Annotated in this window: 18 protein-coding genes and 1 pseudogene; 11 read left to right on the top strand and 8 right to left on the bottom strand. The window is 68.8% G+C overall.

The window, feature by feature from the left end; all coding sequences use genetic code 11:
* Window positions 1–5: 5 nt before the first annotated feature.
* On the top strand, window positions 6–683 hold the full coding sequence (gene modB / locus WK25_RS21940; protein ID WP_040141002.1) for a molybdate ABC transporter permease subunit: 678 nt from the start codon (window positions 6–8) through the stop codon (window positions 681–683).
* A 112-nt stretch (window positions 684–795) separates the two neighbouring features.
* A complete protein-coding gene (locus WK25_RS21935) occupies window positions 796–1,497 on the top strand; it encodes a sulfate/molybdate ABC transporter ATP-binding protein (RefSeq protein ID WP_040139348.1) in 702 nt (233 codons plus the stop codon).
* A gap of 234 nt (window positions 1,498–1,731) precedes the next feature.
* On the opposite strand, the gene WK25_RS21930 is transcribed toward WK25_RS21935, so the two are convergent.
* The 3 genes from WK25_RS21930 to WK25_RS21920 form a co-directional block, all read right to left on the bottom strand.
* Window positions 1,732–2,571, bottom strand: coding sequence for a TOBE domain-containing protein (locus WK25_RS21930; RefSeq protein ID WP_069242730.1), 840 nt, complete (start codon window positions 2,569–2,571; stop codon window positions 1,732–1,734).
* Window positions 2,572–2,617: 46 nt separating this feature from the next.
* Window positions 2,618–4,234: a CHAD domain-containing protein gene (locus WK25_RS21925; protein WP_069242729.1), complete on the bottom strand. Its 1,617-nt coding sequence runs from the start codon at window positions 4,232–4,234 to the stop codon at window positions 2,618–2,620.
* Window positions 4,235–4,372: 138 nt separating this feature from the next.
* Window positions 4,373–4,756 (bottom strand): tautomerase family protein, encoded by a 384-nt coding sequence (locus WK25_RS21920; protein ID WP_069242728.1) that lies wholly within the window; start codon window positions 4,754–4,756, stop codon window positions 4,373–4,375.
* Between the two features lie 110 nt (window positions 4,757–4,866).
* On the opposite strand from WK25_RS21920, the gene WK25_RS21915 reads away from it, so the two are divergent.
* The 5 genes from WK25_RS21915 to WK25_RS21895 all read left to right on the top strand — a co-directional run bounded on the left by WK25_RS21915 (window position 4,867) and on the right by WK25_RS21895 (window position 9,564).
* Entirely contained in the window at window positions 4,867–5,724 is an 858-nt protein-coding gene (locus tag WK25_RS21915) for a LysR family transcriptional regulator (protein ID WP_040139344.1), read from the top strand.
* 42 nt (window positions 5,725–5,766) lie between these two features.
* Complete coding sequence (locus WK25_RS21910; protein WP_069242727.1) at window positions 5,767–6,690, top strand: DMT family transporter; 924 nt, start codon at window positions 5,767–5,769, stop codon at window positions 6,688–6,690.
* 67 nt (window positions 6,691–6,757) lie between these two features.
* Complete coding sequence (locus WK25_RS21905) at window positions 6,758–7,537, top strand: sensor histidine kinase (RefSeq protein WP_059545288.1); 780 nt, start codon at window positions 6,758–6,760, stop codon at window positions 7,535–7,537.
* A gap of 76 nt (window positions 7,538–7,613) precedes the next feature.
* Entirely contained in the window at window positions 7,614–8,957 is a 1,344-nt protein-coding gene (locus WK25_RS21900) for a hemolysin family protein (protein WP_040139341.1), read from the top strand.
* Between the two features lie 22 nt (window positions 8,958–8,979).
* On the top strand, window positions 8,980–9,564 hold the full coding sequence (locus tag WK25_RS21895; RefSeq protein ID WP_069242726.1) for a thiamine phosphate synthase: 585 nt from the start codon (window positions 8,980–8,982) through the stop codon (window positions 9,562–9,564).
* A gap of 52 nt (window positions 9,565–9,616) precedes the next feature.
* Here WK25_RS21895 and WK25_RS21890 read toward each other — a convergent pair whose 3' ends face one another.
* Complete coding sequence (locus tag WK25_RS21890) at window positions 9,617–11,263, bottom strand: DUF3459 domain-containing protein (RefSeq protein WP_069243494.1); 1,647 nt, start codon at window positions 11,261–11,263, stop codon at window positions 9,617–9,619.
* 304 nt (window positions 11,264–11,567) lie between these two features.
* Between WK25_RS21890 and WK25_RS21885 the strand changes: the two genes are divergently transcribed.
* Together WK25_RS21885 and WK25_RS32155 are read left to right on the top strand one after the other, a co-directional pair.
* Entirely contained in the window at window positions 11,568–12,278 is a 711-nt protein-coding gene (locus WK25_RS21885) for a class I SAM-dependent methyltransferase (RefSeq protein ID WP_069242725.1), read from the top strand.
* Window positions 12,279–12,323: 45 nt separating this feature from the next.
* Window positions 12,324–12,470: pseudogene (locus WK25_RS32155) on the top strand (glutathione S-transferase); the annotation flags it as partial.
* Between the two features lie 4 nt (window positions 12,471–12,474).
* Here WK25_RS32155 and WK25_RS21875 read toward each other — a convergent pair.
* Entirely contained in the window at window positions 12,475–13,128 is a 654-nt protein-coding gene (locus WK25_RS21875) for a DUF1345 domain-containing protein (RefSeq protein WP_040139337.1), read from the bottom strand.
* 132 nt (window positions 13,129–13,260) lie between these two features.
* Here WK25_RS21875 and WK25_RS21870 point away from each other — a divergent pair, with 132 nt between their 5' ends.
* Window positions 13,261–13,986, top strand: coding sequence for a metallophosphoesterase (locus WK25_RS21870; protein ID WP_059545282.1), 726 nt, complete (start codon window positions 13,261–13,263; stop codon window positions 13,984–13,986).
* 66 nt (window positions 13,987–14,052) lie between these two features.
* Here WK25_RS21870 and WK25_RS21865 read toward each other — a convergent pair whose 3' ends face one another.
* Together WK25_RS21865 and WK25_RS21860 are read right to left on the bottom strand one after the other, a co-directional pair.
* Window positions 14,053–14,754 carry an RES family NAD+ phosphorylase gene (locus tag WK25_RS21865; RefSeq protein ID WP_040139335.1) on the bottom strand — a complete coding sequence of 234 codons (702 nt, stop codon included), beginning with the start codon at window positions 14,752–14,754 and terminating at the stop codon, window positions 14,053–14,055.
* Window positions 14,751–15,170 carry an MbcA/ParS/Xre antitoxin family protein gene (locus WK25_RS21860; protein WP_040139334.1) on the bottom strand — a complete coding sequence of 140 codons (420 nt, stop codon included), beginning with the start codon at window positions 15,168–15,170 and terminating at the stop codon, window positions 14,751–14,753. Before WK25_RS21860 ends, WK25_RS21865 begins: the two co-directional genes overlap by 4 nt.
* Before the next feature lie 227 nt (window positions 15,171–15,397).
* On the opposite strand from WK25_RS21860, the gene WK25_RS21855 reads away from it, so the two are divergent.
* Window positions 15,398–16,180: an ABC transporter substrate-binding protein gene (locus WK25_RS21855; RefSeq protein WP_069242724.1), complete on the top strand. Its 783-nt coding sequence runs from the start codon at window positions 15,398–15,400 to the stop codon at window positions 16,178–16,180.
* A 996-nt stretch (window positions 16,181–17,176) separates the two neighbouring features.
* On the opposite strand, the gene WK25_RS21850 is transcribed toward WK25_RS21855, so the two are convergent.
* Window positions 17,177–18,649 carry a sigma-54 dependent transcriptional regulator gene (locus tag WK25_RS21850; RefSeq protein ID WP_040139332.1) on the bottom strand — a complete coding sequence of 491 codons (1,473 nt, stop codon included), beginning with the start codon at window positions 18,647–18,649 and terminating at the stop codon, window positions 17,177–17,179.
* Between the last annotated feature and the right edge of the window lie 318 nt (window positions 18,650–18,967).

Below are 18,967 nucleotides of genomic sequence, written 5' to 3'. Positions count from 1 at the left end.
TAATGATGCAGGACGCGTGGGTACCGCTGCTGCTGTCGCTGAAAGTTGCGGGCTGGGCGACCGCGCTCGACGTCGTGCTCGGGGTCGCGGCCGCGTTCGTGCTCGCGCGCTGGCGCTCGCCGATGCGCGACGTGGTGGATGCGTTGCTGACGCTGCCGCTCGTGCTGCCGCCGACGGTGCTCGGCTATTACCTGCTCGTGCTGCTCGGCCGGCGCGGCGTATTCGGCGCATGGCTCGACCGGCTTGGCATCGAGCTCGTCTTCACGTGGCAAGGCGCGGTGATCGCGTCGATGGTCGTCGCGTTCCCGCTGATCCTGAAATCGGCGCGCACTGCGTTCGAGAGCGTCGATCCGCATCTGGAGCGCGCGGCCCGCACGCTCGGACTCGGCGAAGCCGCGGTGTTCTTCCGTGTGACGCTGCCGCTCGCCGCACGCGGCATTCTGGCCGGCGCGCTGCTCGCGTTCGCACGCGCGCTCGGCGAATTCGGCGCGACGCTGATGATCGCCGGCAATCTGCCCGGCCGCACGCAAACGCTATCGGTCGCGATCTACGCGGCGGTGCAGGCCGGCGACGACGCCACGGCCAACTTCCTGGTGCTCGTCACGTCGATCACGTGCGTGCTCGTGCTGCTCGCGACCGGCTGGCTCGTGCCGGCGCGCGCCGGACGGAGTCAGCCGACATGACGCGCGCAACGCATCGCGAGCCGCGTCATCGCGCCGCGCCCGTCACGGCAAAGTGCGCCCGCGCATCCCGCGCGGTTTTGCGCCCAGGCCGTGCCGCGCGACGGAGGCCCGCATGAGCGTCGCCGTCGATATCCGCAAGACCTACTCGAACGCCGAGCGCCGCTTCACGCTCGACGTGTCGTTCACGGCGAACACGCAGCGCGTCGTGCTGTTCGGGCCGTCCGGCGCGGGCAAGAGCATGACGCTGCAGGCGATCGCCGGTTTGCTGTCGCCGGACGAAGGCACGATCACGCTGAACGGCGAGCCGCTGTTCGACGCCGCGCGCGGCATCGACGTGCCGAGCCGCGCGCGGCGCGTCGCGTATCTATTCCAGGACTATGCGCTATTTCCGCATCTGAACGTTCGGCAGAACATCGCGTTCGGGCTCACGTCCGGCCTGCGCAATCCACGCGCGAAGACGACGGCGCCCGAAGTCACTTACTGGCTGCAAGCGTTCGAACTCGACACGCTCGCCGGGCAATTCCCGTCACAGCTGTCGGGCGGACAGAAGCAGCGTGTCGCGCTTGCGCGTGCGCTGGTCGCGCAGCCGCGCATCCTGTTGCTCGACGAACCGTTCGCGGCGCTCGACGGCGCGCTGCGCCAGCGCATGCGTCACGAACTCGCTGAACTGCAGGCAAGACTCGATATCCCGATGGTGCTCATCTCGCACGACCCCGACGACGTCGCCGCGTTCGGCGATCAAGTCGTGCAGTTGAGCGAAGGACGCGTGCAGGCCGTGGCGCCACACGCGGAGTGGCCAAGCCGCGTCATCTGAGCGCGTGCTGGGCCGGTGCCGTCGCGGCGGACGCGGCGGACGCCGGGTGCCTGACAGAAACCGCGTCGGCGGCATAAGCCGGAACGGGCCGAAAGCGGAAGCGAGGCCGCCGTCGCGTGCACGTTGGAGACACCGGTTTCGCCGTCGTGTGCGCGGATGTGCAACGGTGCTGGGCGTTCGACGTTCGACCGCCTTCCGGCTCTCGGCATGCGCCCGCCGCGCCGCAGCGCATGCTCAGCCCGTCACCGCAAGAATCACGCTCGATGCCTTGAACAACGCGATCGCACGCCGCCCGGCGTCGAGCTGCAACGCACGGACACTGTCGTTCGTAACCACGGCGGTGAGTGTGCCGCCGCCGTCCAGCGCAAGCGTCACCTCGCTGTTCACCGCACCCGCTGCAACGGTGTCGACGGTCCCGCGCAACTGGTTGCGTGCCGACACCTTCAACGTCGCTTCGCCGTCGTCGTCGACCGCCAGCACGACCCACGACGCCTTCACGAGCGCGCACGCGGCGGCGCCCGGCTGCAGGCCGAGCGCGTCGGCGCTCTCGTGCGTGAGAACCGCGACGATCGCCTGGCCGCCGGGCAGCACGAGCGTCACCTCGTCGTTCACCGTGCCGCGCACGATCGACTCGACCTTGCCGAACAACTGGTTGCGCGCGCTCGTCTTCATCCCGATCCGGCCGATCAGCGCCCAGTCGACGTCGAAACCGGACACGGCCGCGCTCGCGGCGTCGATGAAACGGCGATGCTCGCGCTCGATCGCGCGAAACGCGGCGATCAGCGACATCGCGCGCGGCGTCAGCGTCGTACCGCCGCCGCCCTTGCCGCCGGTCGACCGCATGACGAGCGGCTCGCCGGCCAGGTTGTTCATCGTATCGATCGCATCCCATGCAGCCTTGTAGCTGAGGCCGACGGCCTTCGCCGCGCGCGTGATCGAACCGGTCTCGCCGATCGCCGCGAGCAGTGCGATGCGTGTGGCGCCGCCGAGCGTCTGCTCGCCTGCGCGCAACCACAGTTCGCCGCCAAGTTCGAGCGGTGCGGCCGGGGAAGAAAGAGGCGACGCGTCGGTCATCGGTCAATCCGAAGAAAACGGGAGGCCATTATAGTGAGCGCGCCGCTCAACGCGGCTTGGCATCGAGCTTCGGCGGACGCAGGCTCGCCAGCAGCGCCTCGGCGTCGCGCGCCGCGCGCTGCTCGAGCGCGGCGCCGTAGCCGCGCACGAAGCCGACTTGATACGCGGGCGCCGCCAGTTGCTCGAGACGATGCAGCGCGACGATCGCGTCGTTCGCTTCGCCGAGCACGCTTTGCACGCGCGCGAGCGTCTTGACGGTTTCGGTGCGTGTGCGCCGCGACGCCAGCGACGCAAAGAATTCCAGCGCGTAGCGCAGCCGCTTCGCTTCGATCCGCACGCGGTGGCGTGCGGCCGTATCGAGCGACGTGAGCGACGGCGATGCATACAGATGACCGAACAGACGCCGCACGCGCTTGGTCGCATGACGCCGCAGCGGCGGCGCGTCGGCGTCGTCCGTGTCCGGCAGTGCAAGCATGCTCAGCCATTCGAGCCAGCCGAGCGTCAGCCGCGCATAGCGCGCCGAATGCAGCGCCTGGCGCAGTTCGACGCGCGCGGCCGTCGCCTGCGCGCGCGCCGCGTCGAGCGTGCCGTTCCAGTCGGCACTGCCGCCATCGGCCGCGATCAGGCCGGGCAGGCTCTCGGTCGAGAACACGTCCCAGTCGCGCACCGTGCCGAGCAACGACGCGAGCCAGCGCAGATCGGCGCCGAACGTGTCCTTCCATCGATCGTCCGCGAAGCGCGGAAAGAAACGCATCAGTGTGCGCAGCCGGCGCAGCGCGACGCGCATCTGGTGCACGAATTCGGGATCGTCGCGCTCGAGCACCCCTGCTTCATTGCCGAGCCATTGCGCGGCGATATCGGCGGACAGCGCGAACAGCGCGGCCCGCTGCGTGCGGATGCCAGTCAGATCGACGAGTTGCGCCTTCACGGGCCCGGCCACCGCAGGGTCGCCCGCGCACGCGCGGTCGATCACGCTGGCCAGCTGCACGAACGCGGGCCATGCGCCGCTTAGTTCGCGCGCGGCGGCGAACAGCGCGCGCAACGCGGCCGTGCGCGCGGCGACGGTGTCCCAGTCGGGCGCCGCAAGCCGCAATTCGACATGTCGGCGCGGCGCGTCGGCTCCGCCGTCCAGCGTGACGTCGTCGAGCGTCATCTCGACCACCACGCCGCTATCGTCCGCCCATCGCCCGCGCCGCCGCTCGCTGACGAGCCGCAGCGGCGCCGGCACAGTCGACGCGGCAACCGCGGCTTCATCGCCGCGCTCAGCGCCGCCGCTGGCCTCCTCGTCCTGCTCCGCTTCGGTGGATGTGCCGCGCGCCGGCGCGGCCACGACGATGCCCGCATGTTCGGCGTCGAACCGTTCGCGCGCCACGACGCCGGGCGCGAACGCCTTCGTGCGCGACGCGACCACCCGCCGCCCGTGCGCATTCGACTCGACCCACGTCCACCAGCTTTCGCCGGCGCTCCGCTCGGCTTCCTCGATCTGGCACGGCTCGATCGTTACGCGCTCGTGGCCGCGCCGCATCCGCACCTGCGGACAGATCCGCCACGCGCGGACAAGCTCGGCGCCGAAGTCGCGCTGGTCGCCGCGGGCCCGGCTCCCCGCCTTCACCGGCCAACCTTCGAGCGACAGGCACAACACGATTTCCAGCACACGCGACATGGAGGCTCCCGCACATGAACAAGCGCCGACGCATCGTGCGCGCCGGCGTCGACAGTGAAGCAGCTTCCATAGTACACGGCGCATACGGGCGCGTGACGCGATCCGGCCCCGCCGCGGCGTCGCAGATCAAACGACGTGTCAGAGGGCGTACTGCGCGATGCCGTTGCCGAACGACCAGTCATCCTTCAGCACTTCGACCAGGCTGATGAATACGTCCTCCGGCCGCACGCCCGGCTGCGCGGCAAGGTTCTCCGCGATCGTCCGGTACAGCGCCTTCTTCTGCTCGAGCGTGCGCGTGTTGTTCGCGGTGATCTGGATCATCACGAGATCGTCGCTGCGCTCGATGTCGAGGTAATGGCGGCCGAAGAAGAAGTTCTCGGCCGTGTGCTCGGTCACGACCATGAAGATGTCGTCTTCGGGCACGTTGAACGTGTGCATCAGCGCGCGATGCACGCCGTCGACGAGCGCCGCGCGGTAAGCGGCCGGTTTGCCTTCGCGTACTGCAATACGGGTGAACGGCATGATCCTGCTCCTTTCGGTGACGTTGACATTCGAAAAACGCCACGTCAGGTTAGACACGGATAACTATAATGAACAGTCATCTATCGATATTTCATCCATTTACATCAGAAATGAAAGTCCTCGATCTCGATGCCGTCCGCGCGTTCGTGCTGGTCGCCGATCTCGCGAGTTTCACGCGCGCCGCCGACGCGCTCGGCACCACGCAGTCGGCCGTCAGCCTGAAGCTGAAGCGGCTCGAGGCACACCTCGGCAAGCCGCTGCTCGACCGCACGCCGCGCGTCGTCAAGCTGGCGGCCGACGGCGAGAACTTCCTGCCGGCCGCCCGCGCGCTGCTCGACGCGCACGATCGGGCGCTCGGCGCGATTTCGGCCGGCTCGCATCGGCTGTCGCTCGGCGTCAGCGAGCACGTCGCGGTGCCGGACCTGCCGGCGGTACTGACGAGCCTGCACCGGCAGGATCCGGGGCTGTCACTGGAAATGCACCTGGGGACGTCGGCAAACCTGCTCGCGCAATACGACGAGCGGCGGCTGGACGCAGCGATCGTGCGGCACGAGCCCGGCGAGGATCCGCCGCGCGACGACGGCACGCTGCTGTTTACCGAACCGCTCGCGTGGCTTGCCGCGCCCGACTGGGCGCCGCGCGCGGGCGAACCGCTACCGCTGGCGGTGCTGGCCGGGCCGTGCGGCGTGCGGGCCGCCGCGCTGCGCGCGCTCGAGCATGCGGGACTGCCGTGGCGCGAGCGGTTCACGGGCGGCGGCGTCGCGGCGGTCACGGCCGCCGCGGCCGCAGGGCTCGCCGTCTGCCCGCTCGCGCGGCGTGTCGCGCCGCGCACGCTGGTCGACGTCGGCGCGAGATTCGGGCTGCCGCCGCTGCCGCATTCGCAGGTCGTGCTGTATTCGCGCGTGCGCGACGCCCGTGCGGCGGCGGCACTTCGAAGGTTTTCCGACAGCCTTGCAATCTCGGCGTAAACTAGGCGGTTTCGCCGCCCGCCAATCCCCTGACGAATTCCGATGAAGTCCGATGCCCGCAAGCACCTCCGCGCCAACCTGCTGATGCTCGCCGCCGCCGCGATCTGGGGCTCGGCGTTCGTCGCGCAACGGTTGAGCCTCGACGTGATCGGGCCGTTCATGTTCACCGGATTGCGCTTCCTGCTCGGCGCACTGGTGCTGATTCCGCTGCTGACGCTGAACGCTGCCTCGCGCGCGCAAGTCGCGGCGATTCGCCGCGAGCCGGCGCTGCTCGCGCCGGGCCTCGCGCTCGGCGGGCTGCTCGCCGTGTCGATCTCGCTGCAGCAGTTCGGGCTGCAGTACACACGGGTCGCGAACGCGGGCTTCATCAGCTCGCTTTATGTCGTGATCGTGCCGCTGATGGGCGTGTTCGTGCGTCACCGGATCGGCGCCCGCACGTGGTTCGGTGCGCTGCTCGCGGCGATCGGCCTGTACTTCCTCAGCATCGACGAGCATTTCTCGGTGCTCTACGGCGACTGGTTCCAGCTCGCGGGCGCCGTGATCATCGCCGCGCACGTGATGGCGGTCGGCTATTTCGCGAAGCGGCACGATCCGCTCGTGCTCGCGTTCCTGCAGTTCGTCGCGTGCGGCGTGCTGTGCGTTGCGGCCGCCGTCGCGCTCGAGCCGGTCGGCGTTGCGATGCTGAAGCGCGCGCTGCCGACGCTGCTGTACGGCGGGCTGCTGTCGGTCGGCGTCGGCTATACGCTGCAGGTCGTCGCGCAGCGCGATGCGGCGCCCGCGCATGCGGCGGTGATCTTCAGCATGGAAGGCGTGTTCGCGGCAATCGCGGGGTGGGCCGCGCTCGGCGAGACGCTCACGCTGCGTGCGCTGATCGGCTGCGCGCTGATGCTGGCCGGCCTGCTGGCATGCCAGCTGCTGCCGAACGGCGATGCGCGGAAAAAGGACGAGGAAGCGCTGCCGGCGTGACACGCGCGATCCCTATAATGGCGGTTCGCATGTGTTTCATCCCAACCGCTTCCGACAGGCCAGCTCCGTGACGTCCTTTTCCGCCGATCCCGCCGCCGACCTGCTGCGCGAACGCGCAGCGCACTATGCCGCCGAGGCGGCGCTCTTTCTGCGCGACCAGGCGCTTTCCACCGCATCGCACGACCTGCGCAGCCCGCTGAACGCAATGCACAGCTGGGCGTATGTGCTCGAACGGCAGCTTGCCAACGCCGACCCGAACCTGCAGCGTGCGCTCGCGGGCATCCGGACCGGCATCGACCAGCAGGTCGCACTGATCGACGACGTGCTCGACGCGCCGCGCGCGGAAACGCGCAATCTCGCGATCGAGCCGCAGCCGTTCGCTTTGCGCCCGTTGCTCGACGACACGATCGCACTCGCGCGCGTCGCGCTGGCCGACGCGCGGCAGGTGCGCATCGACGCGACGCTGCCCGAGCACGAACCCGCGCTGACTGCCGATCGCGAACGCCTCGCACAGGCGCTGTGGACGATGCTGACGACGGCCGTCGAAGCGAGTGCCGCCGGCAGCCGCGTGACGTTCGCGTGCACGCGCGACGGCGCGCAGTGCGTCGCGCACGTCGGCTGCGACGTCAGCGCCGCCGTTCTCGCCGATCCCGGCCTGCCGCACGCGTTCGAAACATTCGCGCGCCGCGAGATGCTCCGCACGCGCGACGCCAAACGCGTCGCGTGGATCGTCGCACTATGCCAGCGCGTCGCGCTCGCGCATGGCGGCACCTTCACGCACACGCCGTTCACCGACCGCGCCGCCGTCACCCTCACGCTCTCCGTCCCTTGCGAGGCGCCGGTGTAAGCAATTGGCCGCCCGATACATTACATTTGCCTTTCCGGCCCTATACTGACGGGCCTGTCTCAACTGGAGCGATTCTTTGTTACAGATCTTCGCGCTCATCGGCGCGTTGTTCCTGGTGGCCCTGAACGGGTTTTTCGTCGCAGCCGAATTCGGCCTCGTCAAACTGCGCGCGACGCGCGTCAAGACGCTTGCCCGCAAGCACGGCCTGCGCGGGCGCATCCTCGCGGTCGTGCACGGCCGGCTCGACGCGTATTTGTCCGCGTGCCAGCTCGGCATCACGCTCGCGTCGCTTGGCCTCGGCTGGGTTGGCGAGCCCGCGTTCGCGGAACTGATCGGCCCGCTGCTCGACCTGATCGGCGTGCAGTCCGAGCGCATCGTGCACTTGATCTCGCTCGTGTTCGCGTTCTCGCTGATCTCGTTCCTGCACATCGTGGTCGGCGAGCTCGCGCCGAAATCGATGGCGATCCGCCAGTCGGAAAAGGTCGGCCTGTGGGTCGCGCTGCCGCTCTACGCGTTTTACTGGGCGATGTACCCGGCGATCTGGGTGCTCAACACCAGCGCGAACGCGGTGCTAAGGCTCGCGGGGCTGTCAGCCGACCACGGCGGCGATGCGCACTACTCGACCGACGAACTGAAGCTGATCCTGCGCAGCCGCCGCAGCGCGGCCGGCAATCCGGCGCAGCCCGCCCGAGGTGCGTACACCAACGACGAGTGGAACACGCTCGCGCATTCGCTCGACTTCTCGTCGATGACGGTGTCCGACCTGATGCGGCCCGCGCATGAAATGATCGGCCTGCGCCGCGACCTGCCGCTGCCGGACAACATGGAAATCGTCGCGCGGCATCGCTTCAGCCGCTATCCGCTGTTCGAGAATGCGTCGCGCGAACAGGTGAGCGGGCTGATCCACCTGAAAGATCTGCTGCTCGCGCGGCACGCGGGCGCGGCGCTGGAGGACCTGTCCGACTACGTGAGGCCGGTGCAGTACGTGAAGCCCGACACGCCCGCGCTGGAGCTGTTCCGCCGCTTCCGCAAGGGCGCACCGCACTTCGCGCTGGTCGGCAACAAGGGCGAGAAGCCGATCGGCTTCCTGACGCTCGACAACCTGCTCGGCGCGCTGGTGGGCCAGATCCACGACGAGTTCCGACAGGGCGACGCCGACTGGAGCCGCCTCGACGACGGCACGCTGATGGGCAAGGGCAGCCTGCCCGTCGTGTCGCTCGAGCAGGCGCTCGGCATCGACATCGACGAAGGGCGCGCGGAGTCGGTCGGCGGCCTCGTGATCCAGGCGCTGAGCGATCTGCCCACCGAAGGCCAGCGCGTGTCGTTCGACCGCTTCGACGTGGTCGTGAAGAAGATGAACGGGCCGCGCATCGTGCTCGTGCGCGTGTATCCGAAAACCGCGAAGGAGGCCGACGAATGACGGCCACCGCTCGGCGCACGCGATGAGCCCGCCGCTGCCGCGCTGCTGCGTGATCTCGCCGGAGCCGGCGTCCGCATCGGACGCCGATTGCAGCGCGTTTCTCGACCGGATGTCGGCCGTCCTCGCGCGCGGCGAGACGCTCGTGCAGCTGCGCGTGAAATCGTTCGACCGGGCCGCGTTCGCGCGGCTGGCCGCCGATGCGCTCGCGCGCTGCACCGCGGCCGGCGCGCAACTGATGCTCAACGGCCCGATCGATGCCGCCGGCGTGATGCACCTCGACGGCGCGGGCTGGCACCTCGACGGCGCCGCGCTGCGCGCCGTCGCGCAACGGCCGCTGCCGCCCGCGCGGCGCATATCGGCCGCGTGTCATACGGCTGACGATCTCGTGCTGGCGATGCGCGCGGGCGCGGACTTCGTCACGCTGTCGCCGGTGTTGCCGACGCTCAGCCATCCCGGCGCACCGGCGCTCGGCTGGACGCGGTTCGCCGCGCTGGCCGCGCAAGCCGCGATGCCCGTCTATGCGCTCGGCGGCATGACGCGCGCGCATCTCGACGACGCGCGCCGCCACGGCGCCTATGGCGTCGCGGGGATTCGCGGCTTCTGGTAAGAGCGCGGCCAGGGCGGACGAGCCCGCGCCCGGCGGCGCAAGCGTCGCGCGTTCAGCGACGCATCGCGCTCCATGCGCCGCCGTCGATCCGGCGCGCGTCGTGCGTCAGTGCATAGCCGTTGACGTCGCCCGTCAGCCACGCGACGAGCGAATAGGGCGGCAACTCCCCTTCATCGACGCGGTCGCGCGCGCGCGCCGGCGTCTCGAACACGATCCGCCCGCTCGGCGCGTCGAACGGCACCGTGTCGGGCGACAGGTTCAGCGCGATGGTCAGTGTCTCGTCGTCGGCAAGCCGCCACGATGCGAGCAGCGCATCGGCATCGCCGTCACCGCCCGCCTTCAGCGTATGCGCGTCCTGCGGACGGCAATCGGACAACCGCGGCGCAATCAGCTTCGCGCGCACCGCGAGCGCCGACTGCACGAAATGCGCACGCTCGGCGTTGCATGCGGTTTCGTCGAAGATCAGCGGAATCTGCGGCGTGAGCAACGACAGCGCGAGCGCCGCGAGGCGCGGTGTGTGCTCGCCGCGCGTGCGTCCATGCTCGCTGTCGCGCCATCCGCCGTCGGACAGCACGAGCGACGTCAGCGACAGCCCGCCGTCGGCGAATGCGGCGTCAGCCGACGCAGCCGGCTGGAACGCTGCGCCGGATGCAGTCAGTGCGCGAGCGAGCGTATGGATCGACTGGTGCGCCGAAATGCCCTCGTGCGCGGCGTCGTCGCGCGCTGTCAGCCGGTGCAGCGCACGTTCGCCGCAACCGTTCCACTGCGCATCGAAATGGGTATCGGCCAGATGCACCGGATGCCGTTCGCTGCCGAGCACGAGGTGAATCAGCCGGTCGGCCGGCACGGCCGCGCGTACCCGATCGGCAATCTCGCGCAGCCACGACGTGCCGATCCGGTCCGCCTCGCGCAGCCGCAGGCCGTCGCAACGGTATTCGTCGATCCAGTACAACGCGTTGTCGCAGAAGAAGTCGCACACTTCCGGATGATCGAGCGCAAGCGGCGGCGCCTGCAACGGATCGTCGCGCGTATGGAAGAACGGCTCGGCGTAATGGCGCAGCGCGTCGGTGCCGCTGCCGAAACGCGCGTAATCGAGTTCCAGCAGCACCGCGAGGCCGTAGCCGTGCGCGTCGTCGATCAGCGCCTTAAGCGCATCGGGGCCGCCATCGGCCGCAAGCGGCGCGAACGGCAGGCTGTCGTGCGGCGACGCGAGCAGCTCCAGTGCGGTCACGCCGAGGCGCGCAAGCTGCGGCAGCCGGCGGCGCACGCCGTCGAAGCCACCCACCGCATGCGGACGAATCGCATAGAGTGCGATGTCTTCCCATGGTCGCCCGTGCCAGAACGTATTACGCCACGTGAACGCGCGGGGATCGACGACCTCGCTCGGCCCGTTGAGGCCGTCGGGTTGCGAACGCGACGCGGGATCGGGAATCGATACGACATCGTCGAGCCGGTAGCGGTAGCGGGTGCCCGCTCCGCATTCGACAAAGACCTCGAACCAGTTCGGACCGGCCGGCGTCATCGGCACGCGTGCGGGACCCCGCGCGGTTTCGAGTTCGAGCCGGACCTGCGTGCTGCCCGGCGCCCACACGCGGAAATGCGTGCGCGGCGTCGTGCCGAGCGCACCGCACGGCTGCGCGCCGAACGGCAAGCAGTGAATGTAGTGCTGCGCATACGGATCGTGCGGACAATCTGACATCATGCGCTCCTCATGCGTGCCGAGCGGCATGGCCGCGCAAGCGGCGCGCGGCGCATCGGGGCCCGGCATGCGACGGCCAGGCAGGGCGGAAGAAAAGTATGCGCCGATTCGGCGCATACGATGCATCGATTCATCACATTTTTAAATGCGAATCGACCCCGCAAACGTTTGCTTTCTGTACCGACCGAAGCGGGTAGTCCGCATACCGGAATGGCCGCACGCCTTGTTGACGCGCGGCCGCGCCCTTACGCTCGGGCCGATGCGCGCGGACACCCGGTCCGCGCTTCGACCCAAGGAATCCGCCATGTCGCTCCCCTCCAGCGCCGCGAAGTTCGATCCGGCACGCGCGCACGAATACGCAGAACAGTCCCGCATCGCGCTTGCCGGCTACGACGCGTGCCACGAACTCGCCGCGTGCATGCTCGCGTCGACGATCCGCGTGCCGGAAGCGCAGTTGCTCGTCGTGGGCGCAGGCGGCACCGGGCAGGAGATCTGCATCCCTGCCGCGCTCGAGCCGGGATGGCGCTTCACGGCCGTCGATCCGTCCGCGCCGATGCTGGCACTCGCACGCGCGAACGTCGAAACGGCCGGCTGCGCCGCCCGCACGCAATTCATCGAGGCCGGCGTCGACGCGCTGCCCGATACGCAGGCCTTCGATGGCGCGACGCTGATCGGCGTGCTGCATCACGTTCCCGGCGATGCGGCGAAGGCGGCGCTGCTGAATGCGATCGCGCGCCGCGTGAAGCCCGGCGCACCGCTCGTGATTGCGGGCAATCATCGCCGCTATGCGGACCACCCCCGGCTGCTCGACGCATGGCAGCAGCGCTGGCGGATGAAGGGCGCGACGCCCGATGCAGTGCGCGCGCAGCTCGCCAAAATCCTGCAGGGCGCCGATCCGCCTGCGTCGGAAAAAGCAGTGTTCGACCTGCTGCACGAAGCCGGTTTCGATGCGCCGTTGCGCTTTTTCTCGAGCCTGTTCTGGGGAGCGTGGATTGCGGTGCGGCGTAGCGCGTGATCGCGCGTCCCCAGTGTGCGATGGCGTGCGACGCACGCGTTGCGCGCACCGCCGAGCGGCACGCCGGAGCGGCACGACTTCACGTACTGGCTGCATCGCACGGGAGGCGCGGCGATGCCGCCGCAGCTGCCGTTTCGGGTCGCGCTGCGGATCGCGCGCACCCCGCTGCCATGCTTCGCGCGGCCGCCCGCGTGCATCAGCTCAGCAGCCCCGCCGCGACGTTGATCGACAGCCCGAGCACGGCCATGTTGAAGTAGAACGACAGGATCGACTGTGCGAGCACCGCGCGTCGCGCGGAGCGGTTCGCGAGCGACACGTCGGCCGTCTGCGACGCGACCGCGATCGTGAACGCGAAATACAGGAAATCCCAGTAATCGGGCTCCGGCTGACTGTCGGGAAAACGCAGCGGTCGGTCGCTGCTCGGCGAACCGTAGTAAAGCCGCGCATAGTGCAGCGTGAATATCGTCGGGATCAGGAACCACGCGCCGAATAACGTCGCGCCCGTGACCGCGTAATGGCCGAGCCCTGCGCGAAACCCCACGCTCTTCGCAGTGGCGAGCTCGATCGCGATCGCGGCGACGCTCGCGACCGTCGCGAGACACACGACAGTCAGCACGGTCGTCGCATTCTCGTCTTCGCGGATCGCTATGTCGCGCACGTTATGATGATGCGCGCTGACCATGCGCACCCACATCAGCGCGAGATACAGCCACACCGCGCAGTCCCAGCCAATCAGCGCACGCACCGTCGGCCTCGACGGAACCGGCAGCAACAGCGCGCACAGCACGCCCGCGGCGAAGGCGGCGACCATGCGCGGCCGGTTGCGTAATACCTGCGGATAAAGCGTCATCGTGTGATTCCGAAAGCGGATGGAAAGGGTTGCGCCGGCGCGAACGGTGCGGGGCGGCGCCGGCGGGTAGCGCCCCGATTATCGCCATTCCCGCATGACGTGGCGATGAGCGCAAGCGCCTAAGATATCGGGATGAGCCCTTCCCTCTGCCGCCATCCCGCCAATTCGGCGGGCCGCGATTTCGTCGTCGGCGATCTGCACGGCTGCGTGGACGTGCTGCGCGCGCTGCTGCACGACGTCCGCTTCGATCCGGCCAGCGACCGGCTGTTCTCGGTCGGCGATCTCGTCGATCGCGGGCCCGCGTCCGAAACCGCGCTCGAGCTGCTCGACCGCCCGTGGTGCCATGTCGTGCGCGGCAATCACGAAGAGGTGCTGAGCCTCGTGTCGCGCGGCAAGCTGCCGGCCGACGCGTGGCGCGGAATCGGCGGCGACTGGGGCGCCGAGCTGCCGCCGGACCGGCTGCACGCGCATGCGGCGCGCGTCGACGCGCTGCCGCTCGTACGCGTGATCGGCGACGGGCCCGCGCGCTTCAACGTGCTGCATGCGGAATTCTTCGGACCGGACGCCGAGCTCGATACGGGCAGCTATGCGCACGACGTGCGCGAACGGCTGATCTGGGGCCGCGACCTGGTGCAGGGGCTCGTCGATCCGGCCGTGCAGGCCGGACTGTCGCTGACCTGCACCGGCCACACGCCGGTGCGCGCGCCGCAGCGCATCGGCGCGCAATGGTTCATCGACACCGGCGCGTTCGCGCCGTCGGGACGACTGACGATCGTCGAGCCGCGCACGGGCCGTACATGGTCGCTGTCGCAGGCGGATGCGCGCGCGCGTCATGCGGGCGACCTGCCGCTGCCATAGCGGAGCGGCAAACCGAAGCCTGCGCTGCCCGCCCGCCCGCACGTGCGGGCTCGCGCGCGTCGCGAGCTAGCCGACCTGGTTCAGCTCGAACACGGCATCGATCGCGGTGCCGTTCCAGTTGTATTCGAGGTATGCCGCGTGATGACAATCGCGCAGCAGCGTCGTGCGAAACGCGGCGAGACATTCGCCGCCCGGGTCGCGCACCGACGGATAGACGATCCCCGCGCCGCCCGCATGGCGCACCGCACGGCCGAGCGCCTGTCCGGCGCTGTAATCGAGCGGATCGAGCAACGCAGGATTGCGCTGCGGCCACGTGCGCACGTCGGCGACGTCGCCGTGCGCGTACACGGTGTAGAGCCGCATCTGCTGACGCATCGGCTGCTCTCGCGTCGCGGCCAGGAACAGCCCGCTGTGATATCGCGTTTCGGCGATCGCCGTGTCGCGCGAGCGGCCGCAGTAGAACACACCGTAGCTGCCGTCTGAAAAGCGGCTGCCCTGCGGATTCAGGTGCGTGAACGCGGCCATGATCGGCCCCCAGCCCTGCCCGTAGCGGCGCTCGGCCGGCGGCACGAGGTCGAGCGTGCCGACTTCCTGCCGGATGCGGTCGTTGGTCAGCGATTCGAGCGCGTACAGCGCATCGAAGTCCTCGGCGGACGCGACGCGGTCGAACAGGTTGATGGCCGGAAAACGAGTAGGAATCACGCGATAGGCGGGCGCCCAGTCGACGGTGGTCGTGGGCCAGTGTTGCGCATCGGTCGGGATCGTCACGCCCAGCCACCCCGCATCGCATCGAGGTATTGGCGCACGGCGACCAGGTCGCCGACATTGCCGGCAAGCATCCGGTCGAGCGCGCGCTTGCCGCCGAACGGTGCGGCGTCGTTCGGCCGCCTGACCCAGGTGTCGGCCGCAGCGGGCTGCGGCAGCAGGATCTGCAGCGACTTGTAGATGCCCAGCAATAGCGACAGCCGCTCGAGCGTATCGCGCGGCAGGCGCGCGGACTCTGGCGCCGCCTTCCACTTGAAAAACGTCGACCGGCCGGGCGACCCGAGCAGCACGATCTGCTCGTCGATCGTCAGCTCCCAGTCGCGCGCGATGTTGAAGAACGCTCGCAGGCCGGCCGCCGACATCTGCGCGACCGAGGCCTGCGGCGAGGCGGAATGCGGATCGAAGGCGGGTTGTGACATGACTGTTAGTCTCGAAACGAATTTACTAACAAGGTTAGTCCATTTTCGGATTTATGCAAGGGTCGTCACCCGGAACGGCTACCGTCCAACGAATTGATATTTTTTGTCCATTCTGGACTGCGATTTTATTTTCTGCGTTAATGGCCGTACGGAGCGCGCCCGCCGGGGGCGCGGTTCCGCAGCAACCGCGTCGTGCAGAACCGGATAGACCACGCCAAGGAACCATCATGAAGAGACTGATTGCCGCCGTTTCGATCGCCCTGCTTGCGGTATCGGCAGGCCCCGCCGCCGCGAAGGACTGGACCACGCTGCGCTTCGGCACCGACGCCAGCTACGCACCGTTCGAATCGAAGGCGCCCGACGGCAAGCTCGTCGGCTTCGACATCGATCTCGGCAACGAGATCTGCGCGCGGCTGAAAGCGAAGTGCGTGTGGCTCGAGAACGATTTCGACGGGATGATCCCGGCGCTGAAGGCGAAAAAATTCGACGCGGTGCTGTCGTCGATGTCGATCACCGCGCAGCGGGCCGAGCAGATCGGCTTCACGACGAAGATCTACAACCAGCCGACGCGCCTCGTCGTGAAAAAGGGTTCGCCGCTGTTGCCGACCGCCGAATCGCTGAAGGGCAAGTCGATCGGCGTCGAACAGGGCACGACGCAGGAAGCGTATGCGAAGACGTACTGGGCGAAGCAGGGTGCGAACGTCGTGTCGTACCAGAACCAGGACGGCGTGTATGCGGATCTCACGGCGGGCCGCCTCGACGCGGCGCTGCAGGACGAGGTGCAGGCCGCGATCGGATTCCTGAAGTCGCCGCGCGGCGCGGGCTACCAGTTCGTCGGGCCCGAGCTCGTCGACGAGAAGGTGCTCGGCGTCGGCGCCGGCATCGGTCTGCGCAAGGAAGACACCGACCTGAAGGCGAAGATCGATCGCGCGATCCTCGACATGGTCAAGGACGGCACCTACAAGCGGCTCGCGTCGAAGTACTTCGACTTCGACATCTACGGCGGCTGAAGCGGTGTCGCGCGCGACGGGCGCGATGCCCGTCGCGCGCGCCCAGGGCCTGTTCACCCTGGACCGCCCCTCCCCTGCCTCCCGGACGGCGACGCCTCCCTGACGTTCTGCCGTCGCGCCGGTGTCGTCGCCGTTGTCGCGCAACCGGATCCCGAACTTCGTTCGCGTTGCCGGCGGAGCGCCTGCGCTGGCGACCGCAGGCGCTCGACGTCGTCAATACGTGAAGATCGGGCGCCGGGGAACCGGTGCCCGCGTGCACATCCCCATGCGGATCGGGTTGGCCAGCGTGAAAGCGCCGGCCCGGCGCGGATGACCGGGTATCAACCGGATCCGCCTCGCACCGGGCGCGGAGAGATGGCCTGTCGACGCATGCCGGCCGGCTGCGAGGGGCGCGGCCGACCGGCGATGCGTCGAATCGTTGCGATCGCGGCCTGCCGGCCGCTGTGTGTGGCGATCGTTGCTCATTTTTATACCCCGTCTTCGATCCGTTGCTTGTGCGGGCAACCGGACACCGCCGCTGCCTCGACGATCGGACGACGACGCTCCCGTGCCGTACGGAACGAGGGCTGTGTCCCGTCCCGCCGATCATCCCCGCGGACTGCGCACTGGCCGGCCTGTGCAGGGTTTGCTGCCGGTCCGGCCGCACGCCACGTCGTCGACGTTCGCACCCGCATCAGCGCAAGGAGCGGGCCAGCTTCGCGCGCGGCCGGCCGTGCAAGGCTTTCGTCGGACCAGCGTGCGGCGCGAACCGGCCGGACATGCGCAACGTTGCGAAACTGAAACATGCGCGGCGCGCCGGGCGCCGCTCACGCGAGCGCAATGCGTTGCCGCACAAGGCGCGCGGACGGTACGGAAAATTTTCCCGGCGCGGATGGCACGCCGTCACGGGCGTTTGCCGCGCGAATTCGCATGCGTGCCGACGCGAAACGTTTCATCGCCTTTACATGCGACACGGCCCGCTTGCGCGGGCCGGTTGCGATGCTGCGCGAATGCCGCTCACCCGACCCGCTGGTGGTCGGCGTCGCCGGACGGGGAGCCGTCCTTTCCGCCGTTGTCGCCGTTGTTGTCGTGATCGTTGAGCCCGTGCTCGATCATCATCCGGTAGAGCGTCACGCGGGAGATGCCGAGCTCGGCGGCGGCCTTGTTGATCCGGTGATCGTTGCGCAGCAGCGCGTTCTCGATCGCGGTGCGCTCCGCAAGCGAACGCGCCTGTTCGAGCGTCACGGGTTCGGTTTCGCCCGGCGTCTCGAGCCCGAGATCGTGCGGCGTCAGCAGCCGGCTCTCGGCCATCACGATCGCGCGGCGCACGCGATTGATGAGTTCGCGCACGTTGCCCGGCCACTCGTAGCGGCGCATCGCGTCGAGCGCGGCCGACGTGAAGCCGCTGATCTTGCGGCCGCTGTCGGCCTTGTATTTCTGCAGCACGTAATGCGCGAGGATCTCGATGTCCTTGCCGCGCGCGCGCAGCGGCGGCTCGTGAATACGCAGCACGCAGAGCCGGTGATAGAGGTCCGCGCGGAAGCGGCCGGCCTCGACCGCCCCGTCGAGGTCCACGTGCGTGGCCGAGATGATCCGCACGTCGACCGGAATCGACTCCTGGCCGCCGAGCCGCTCGATCTTCCCTTCCTGCAGGAAGCGCAGCAGGCTCGCCTGGCTTTCGACCGGCATGTCGCCGATCTCGTCGAGAAACAGCGTGCCGCCGTTCGCCGATTCGATCCGGCCCGCGCGCCGCTGGTTTGCGCCGGTGAACGCGCCGCGCTCATAGCCGAACAGCTCCGACTGCAGCAGGTGATGAGGAATCGCGCCGCAGTTGATCGCGACGAACGGCCCCTTGCCGCGCGCCGAGCGCTCGTGGATCGCGAGCGCGGTCAGTTCCTTGCCGGTGCCCGACTCGCCCGAGATGAACACGCTCGCATCGGTTTTCGCGACCTTGCGGATCGTGCTGAACAGCTGCTGCATCGCCTCGCAGTTGCCGATCATTCCGTGCTCGCCGATCGACGCCGCGTAAGCCGCGCCGTCGACGCGATCGAGCGCGGCCATTCCGCGTGCGTGGCCGAGCACGTGCGAAATCCATTCGTACGGCAACGGCAGCGTCACGTAATCGAAACAATAGCTGCGGATCAGTTCGCGCACGGCAGCACTGATCGTGATGCCGGCCTGCGCGACGGAAATCCAGCCGATCGCCGGCTGGCTCAGGCACGCCTTCAGCGCCGGATAGTCGCGCGACGTGAAGCCCGTGAAGTCGATGAGCCCGGCCGCGACGTTCACGCCGGACGTCATGTTCTGCGCGGCGCCGGCCGTCTTCGCGACCGCGATCTCCCAGCCGAGCTCGCGCAGTTGCGCCAGCAACGGCTCGTCCGGCGAACGCATGATCACGAACAGCTTGCGTCCGGCCTCGGGAGCGGTAACGGACACGAGCGGCATCTCGGGCGCCGCCGTTCCGTTTGCGTCGGGTGACCTTGCAACCATCGTTGTTCCCCGCTTGGCGTTGGTATCGTGCGGCGGCTCGCCGCCATGTACGACGGACCTCGATCGAACCGACATATTGGCCGCATTTCCGTCCGAATAAAATCCCCCCGCGCAATAATTGCTCGCGGGGCAAATCGAATGCTTGCATGAACGGTATATCGATGCCGCCGACGCGCGGCTAGATGGGTGTTATCCCGGTGGCGCGGCCGGTACGACGCCATGTGCACGGCCACGCCGGCGGGCGAAGCCGCGGCGCACAACGGCCGGCACGCCGGATGGGCTCAAACCCGGGCGCCCGCGCACGCGCATGCAACCGTT

The sequence above is a fragment of the Burkholderia latens genome (genome assembly GCF_001718795.1).
Taxonomy (GTDB): domain Bacteria; phylum Pseudomonadota; class Gammaproteobacteria; order Burkholderiales; family Burkholderiaceae; genus Burkholderia; species Burkholderia latens_A.
The sequence above is the reverse complement of the archived record's forward strand: the minus strand, read 5'-3'. Positions and strand labels throughout refer to the sequence as shown.

Coding starts and splice junctions, on each gene's coding strand:
- WK25_RS21860 (WP_040139334.1), bottom strand. CDS start 15,170: ATGTCACAACCCGCCTTCGATCCGCATTCCGCCTCGCCGCAGGCCTCG.
- WK25_RS21875 (WP_040139337.1), bottom strand. CDS start 13,128: ATGACGCTTTATCCGCAGGTATTACGCAACCGGCCGCGCATGGTCGCC.
- WK25_RS21925 (WP_069242729.1), bottom strand. CDS start 4,234: ATGTCGCGTGTGCTGGAAATCGTGTTGTGCCTGTCGCTCGAAGGTTGG.
- WK25_RS21910 (WP_069242727.1), top strand. CDS start 5,767: ATGAAGTCCGATGCCCGCAAGCACCTCCGCGCCAACCTGCTGATGCTC.
- WK25_RS21895 (WP_069242726.1), top strand. CDS start 8,980: ATGAGCCCGCCGCTGCCGCGCTGCTGCGTGATCTCGCCGGAGCCGGCG.
- WK25_RS21920 (WP_069242728.1), bottom strand. CDS start 4,756: ATGCCGTTCACCCGTATTGCAGTACGCGAAGGCAAACCGGCCGCTTAC.
- modB (WP_040141002.1), top strand. CDS start 6: ATGCAGGACGCGTGGGTACCGCTGCTGCTGTCGCTGAAAGTTGCGGGC.
- WK25_RS21885 (WP_069242725.1), top strand. CDS start 11,568: ATGTCGCTCCCCTCCAGCGCCGCGAAGTTCGATCCGGCACGCGCGCAC.
- WK25_RS21855 (WP_069242724.1), top strand. CDS start 15,398: ATGAAGAGACTGATTGCCGCCGTTTCGATCGCCCTGCTTGCGGTATCG.
- WK25_RS21850 (WP_040139332.1), bottom strand. CDS start 18,649: ATGGTTGCAAGGTCACCCGACGCAAACGGAACGGCGGCGCCCGAGATG.
- WK25_RS21890 (WP_069243494.1), bottom strand. CDS start 11,263: ATGTCAGATTGTCCGCACGATCCGTATGCGCAGCACTACATTCACTGC.
- WK25_RS21915 (WP_040139344.1), top strand. CDS start 4,867: ATGAAAGTCCTCGATCTCGATGCCGTCCGCGCGTTCGTGCTGGTCGCC.
- WK25_RS21930 (WP_069242730.1), bottom strand. CDS start 2,571: ATGACCGACGCGTCGCCTCTTTCTTCCCCGGCCGCACCGCTCGAACTT.
- WK25_RS21870 (WP_059545282.1), top strand. CDS start 13,261: ATGAGCCCTTCCCTCTGCCGCCATCCCGCCAATTCGGCGGGCCGCGAT.
- WK25_RS21935 (WP_040139348.1), top strand. CDS start 796: ATGAGCGTCGCCGTCGATATCCGCAAGACCTACTCGAACGCCGAGCGC.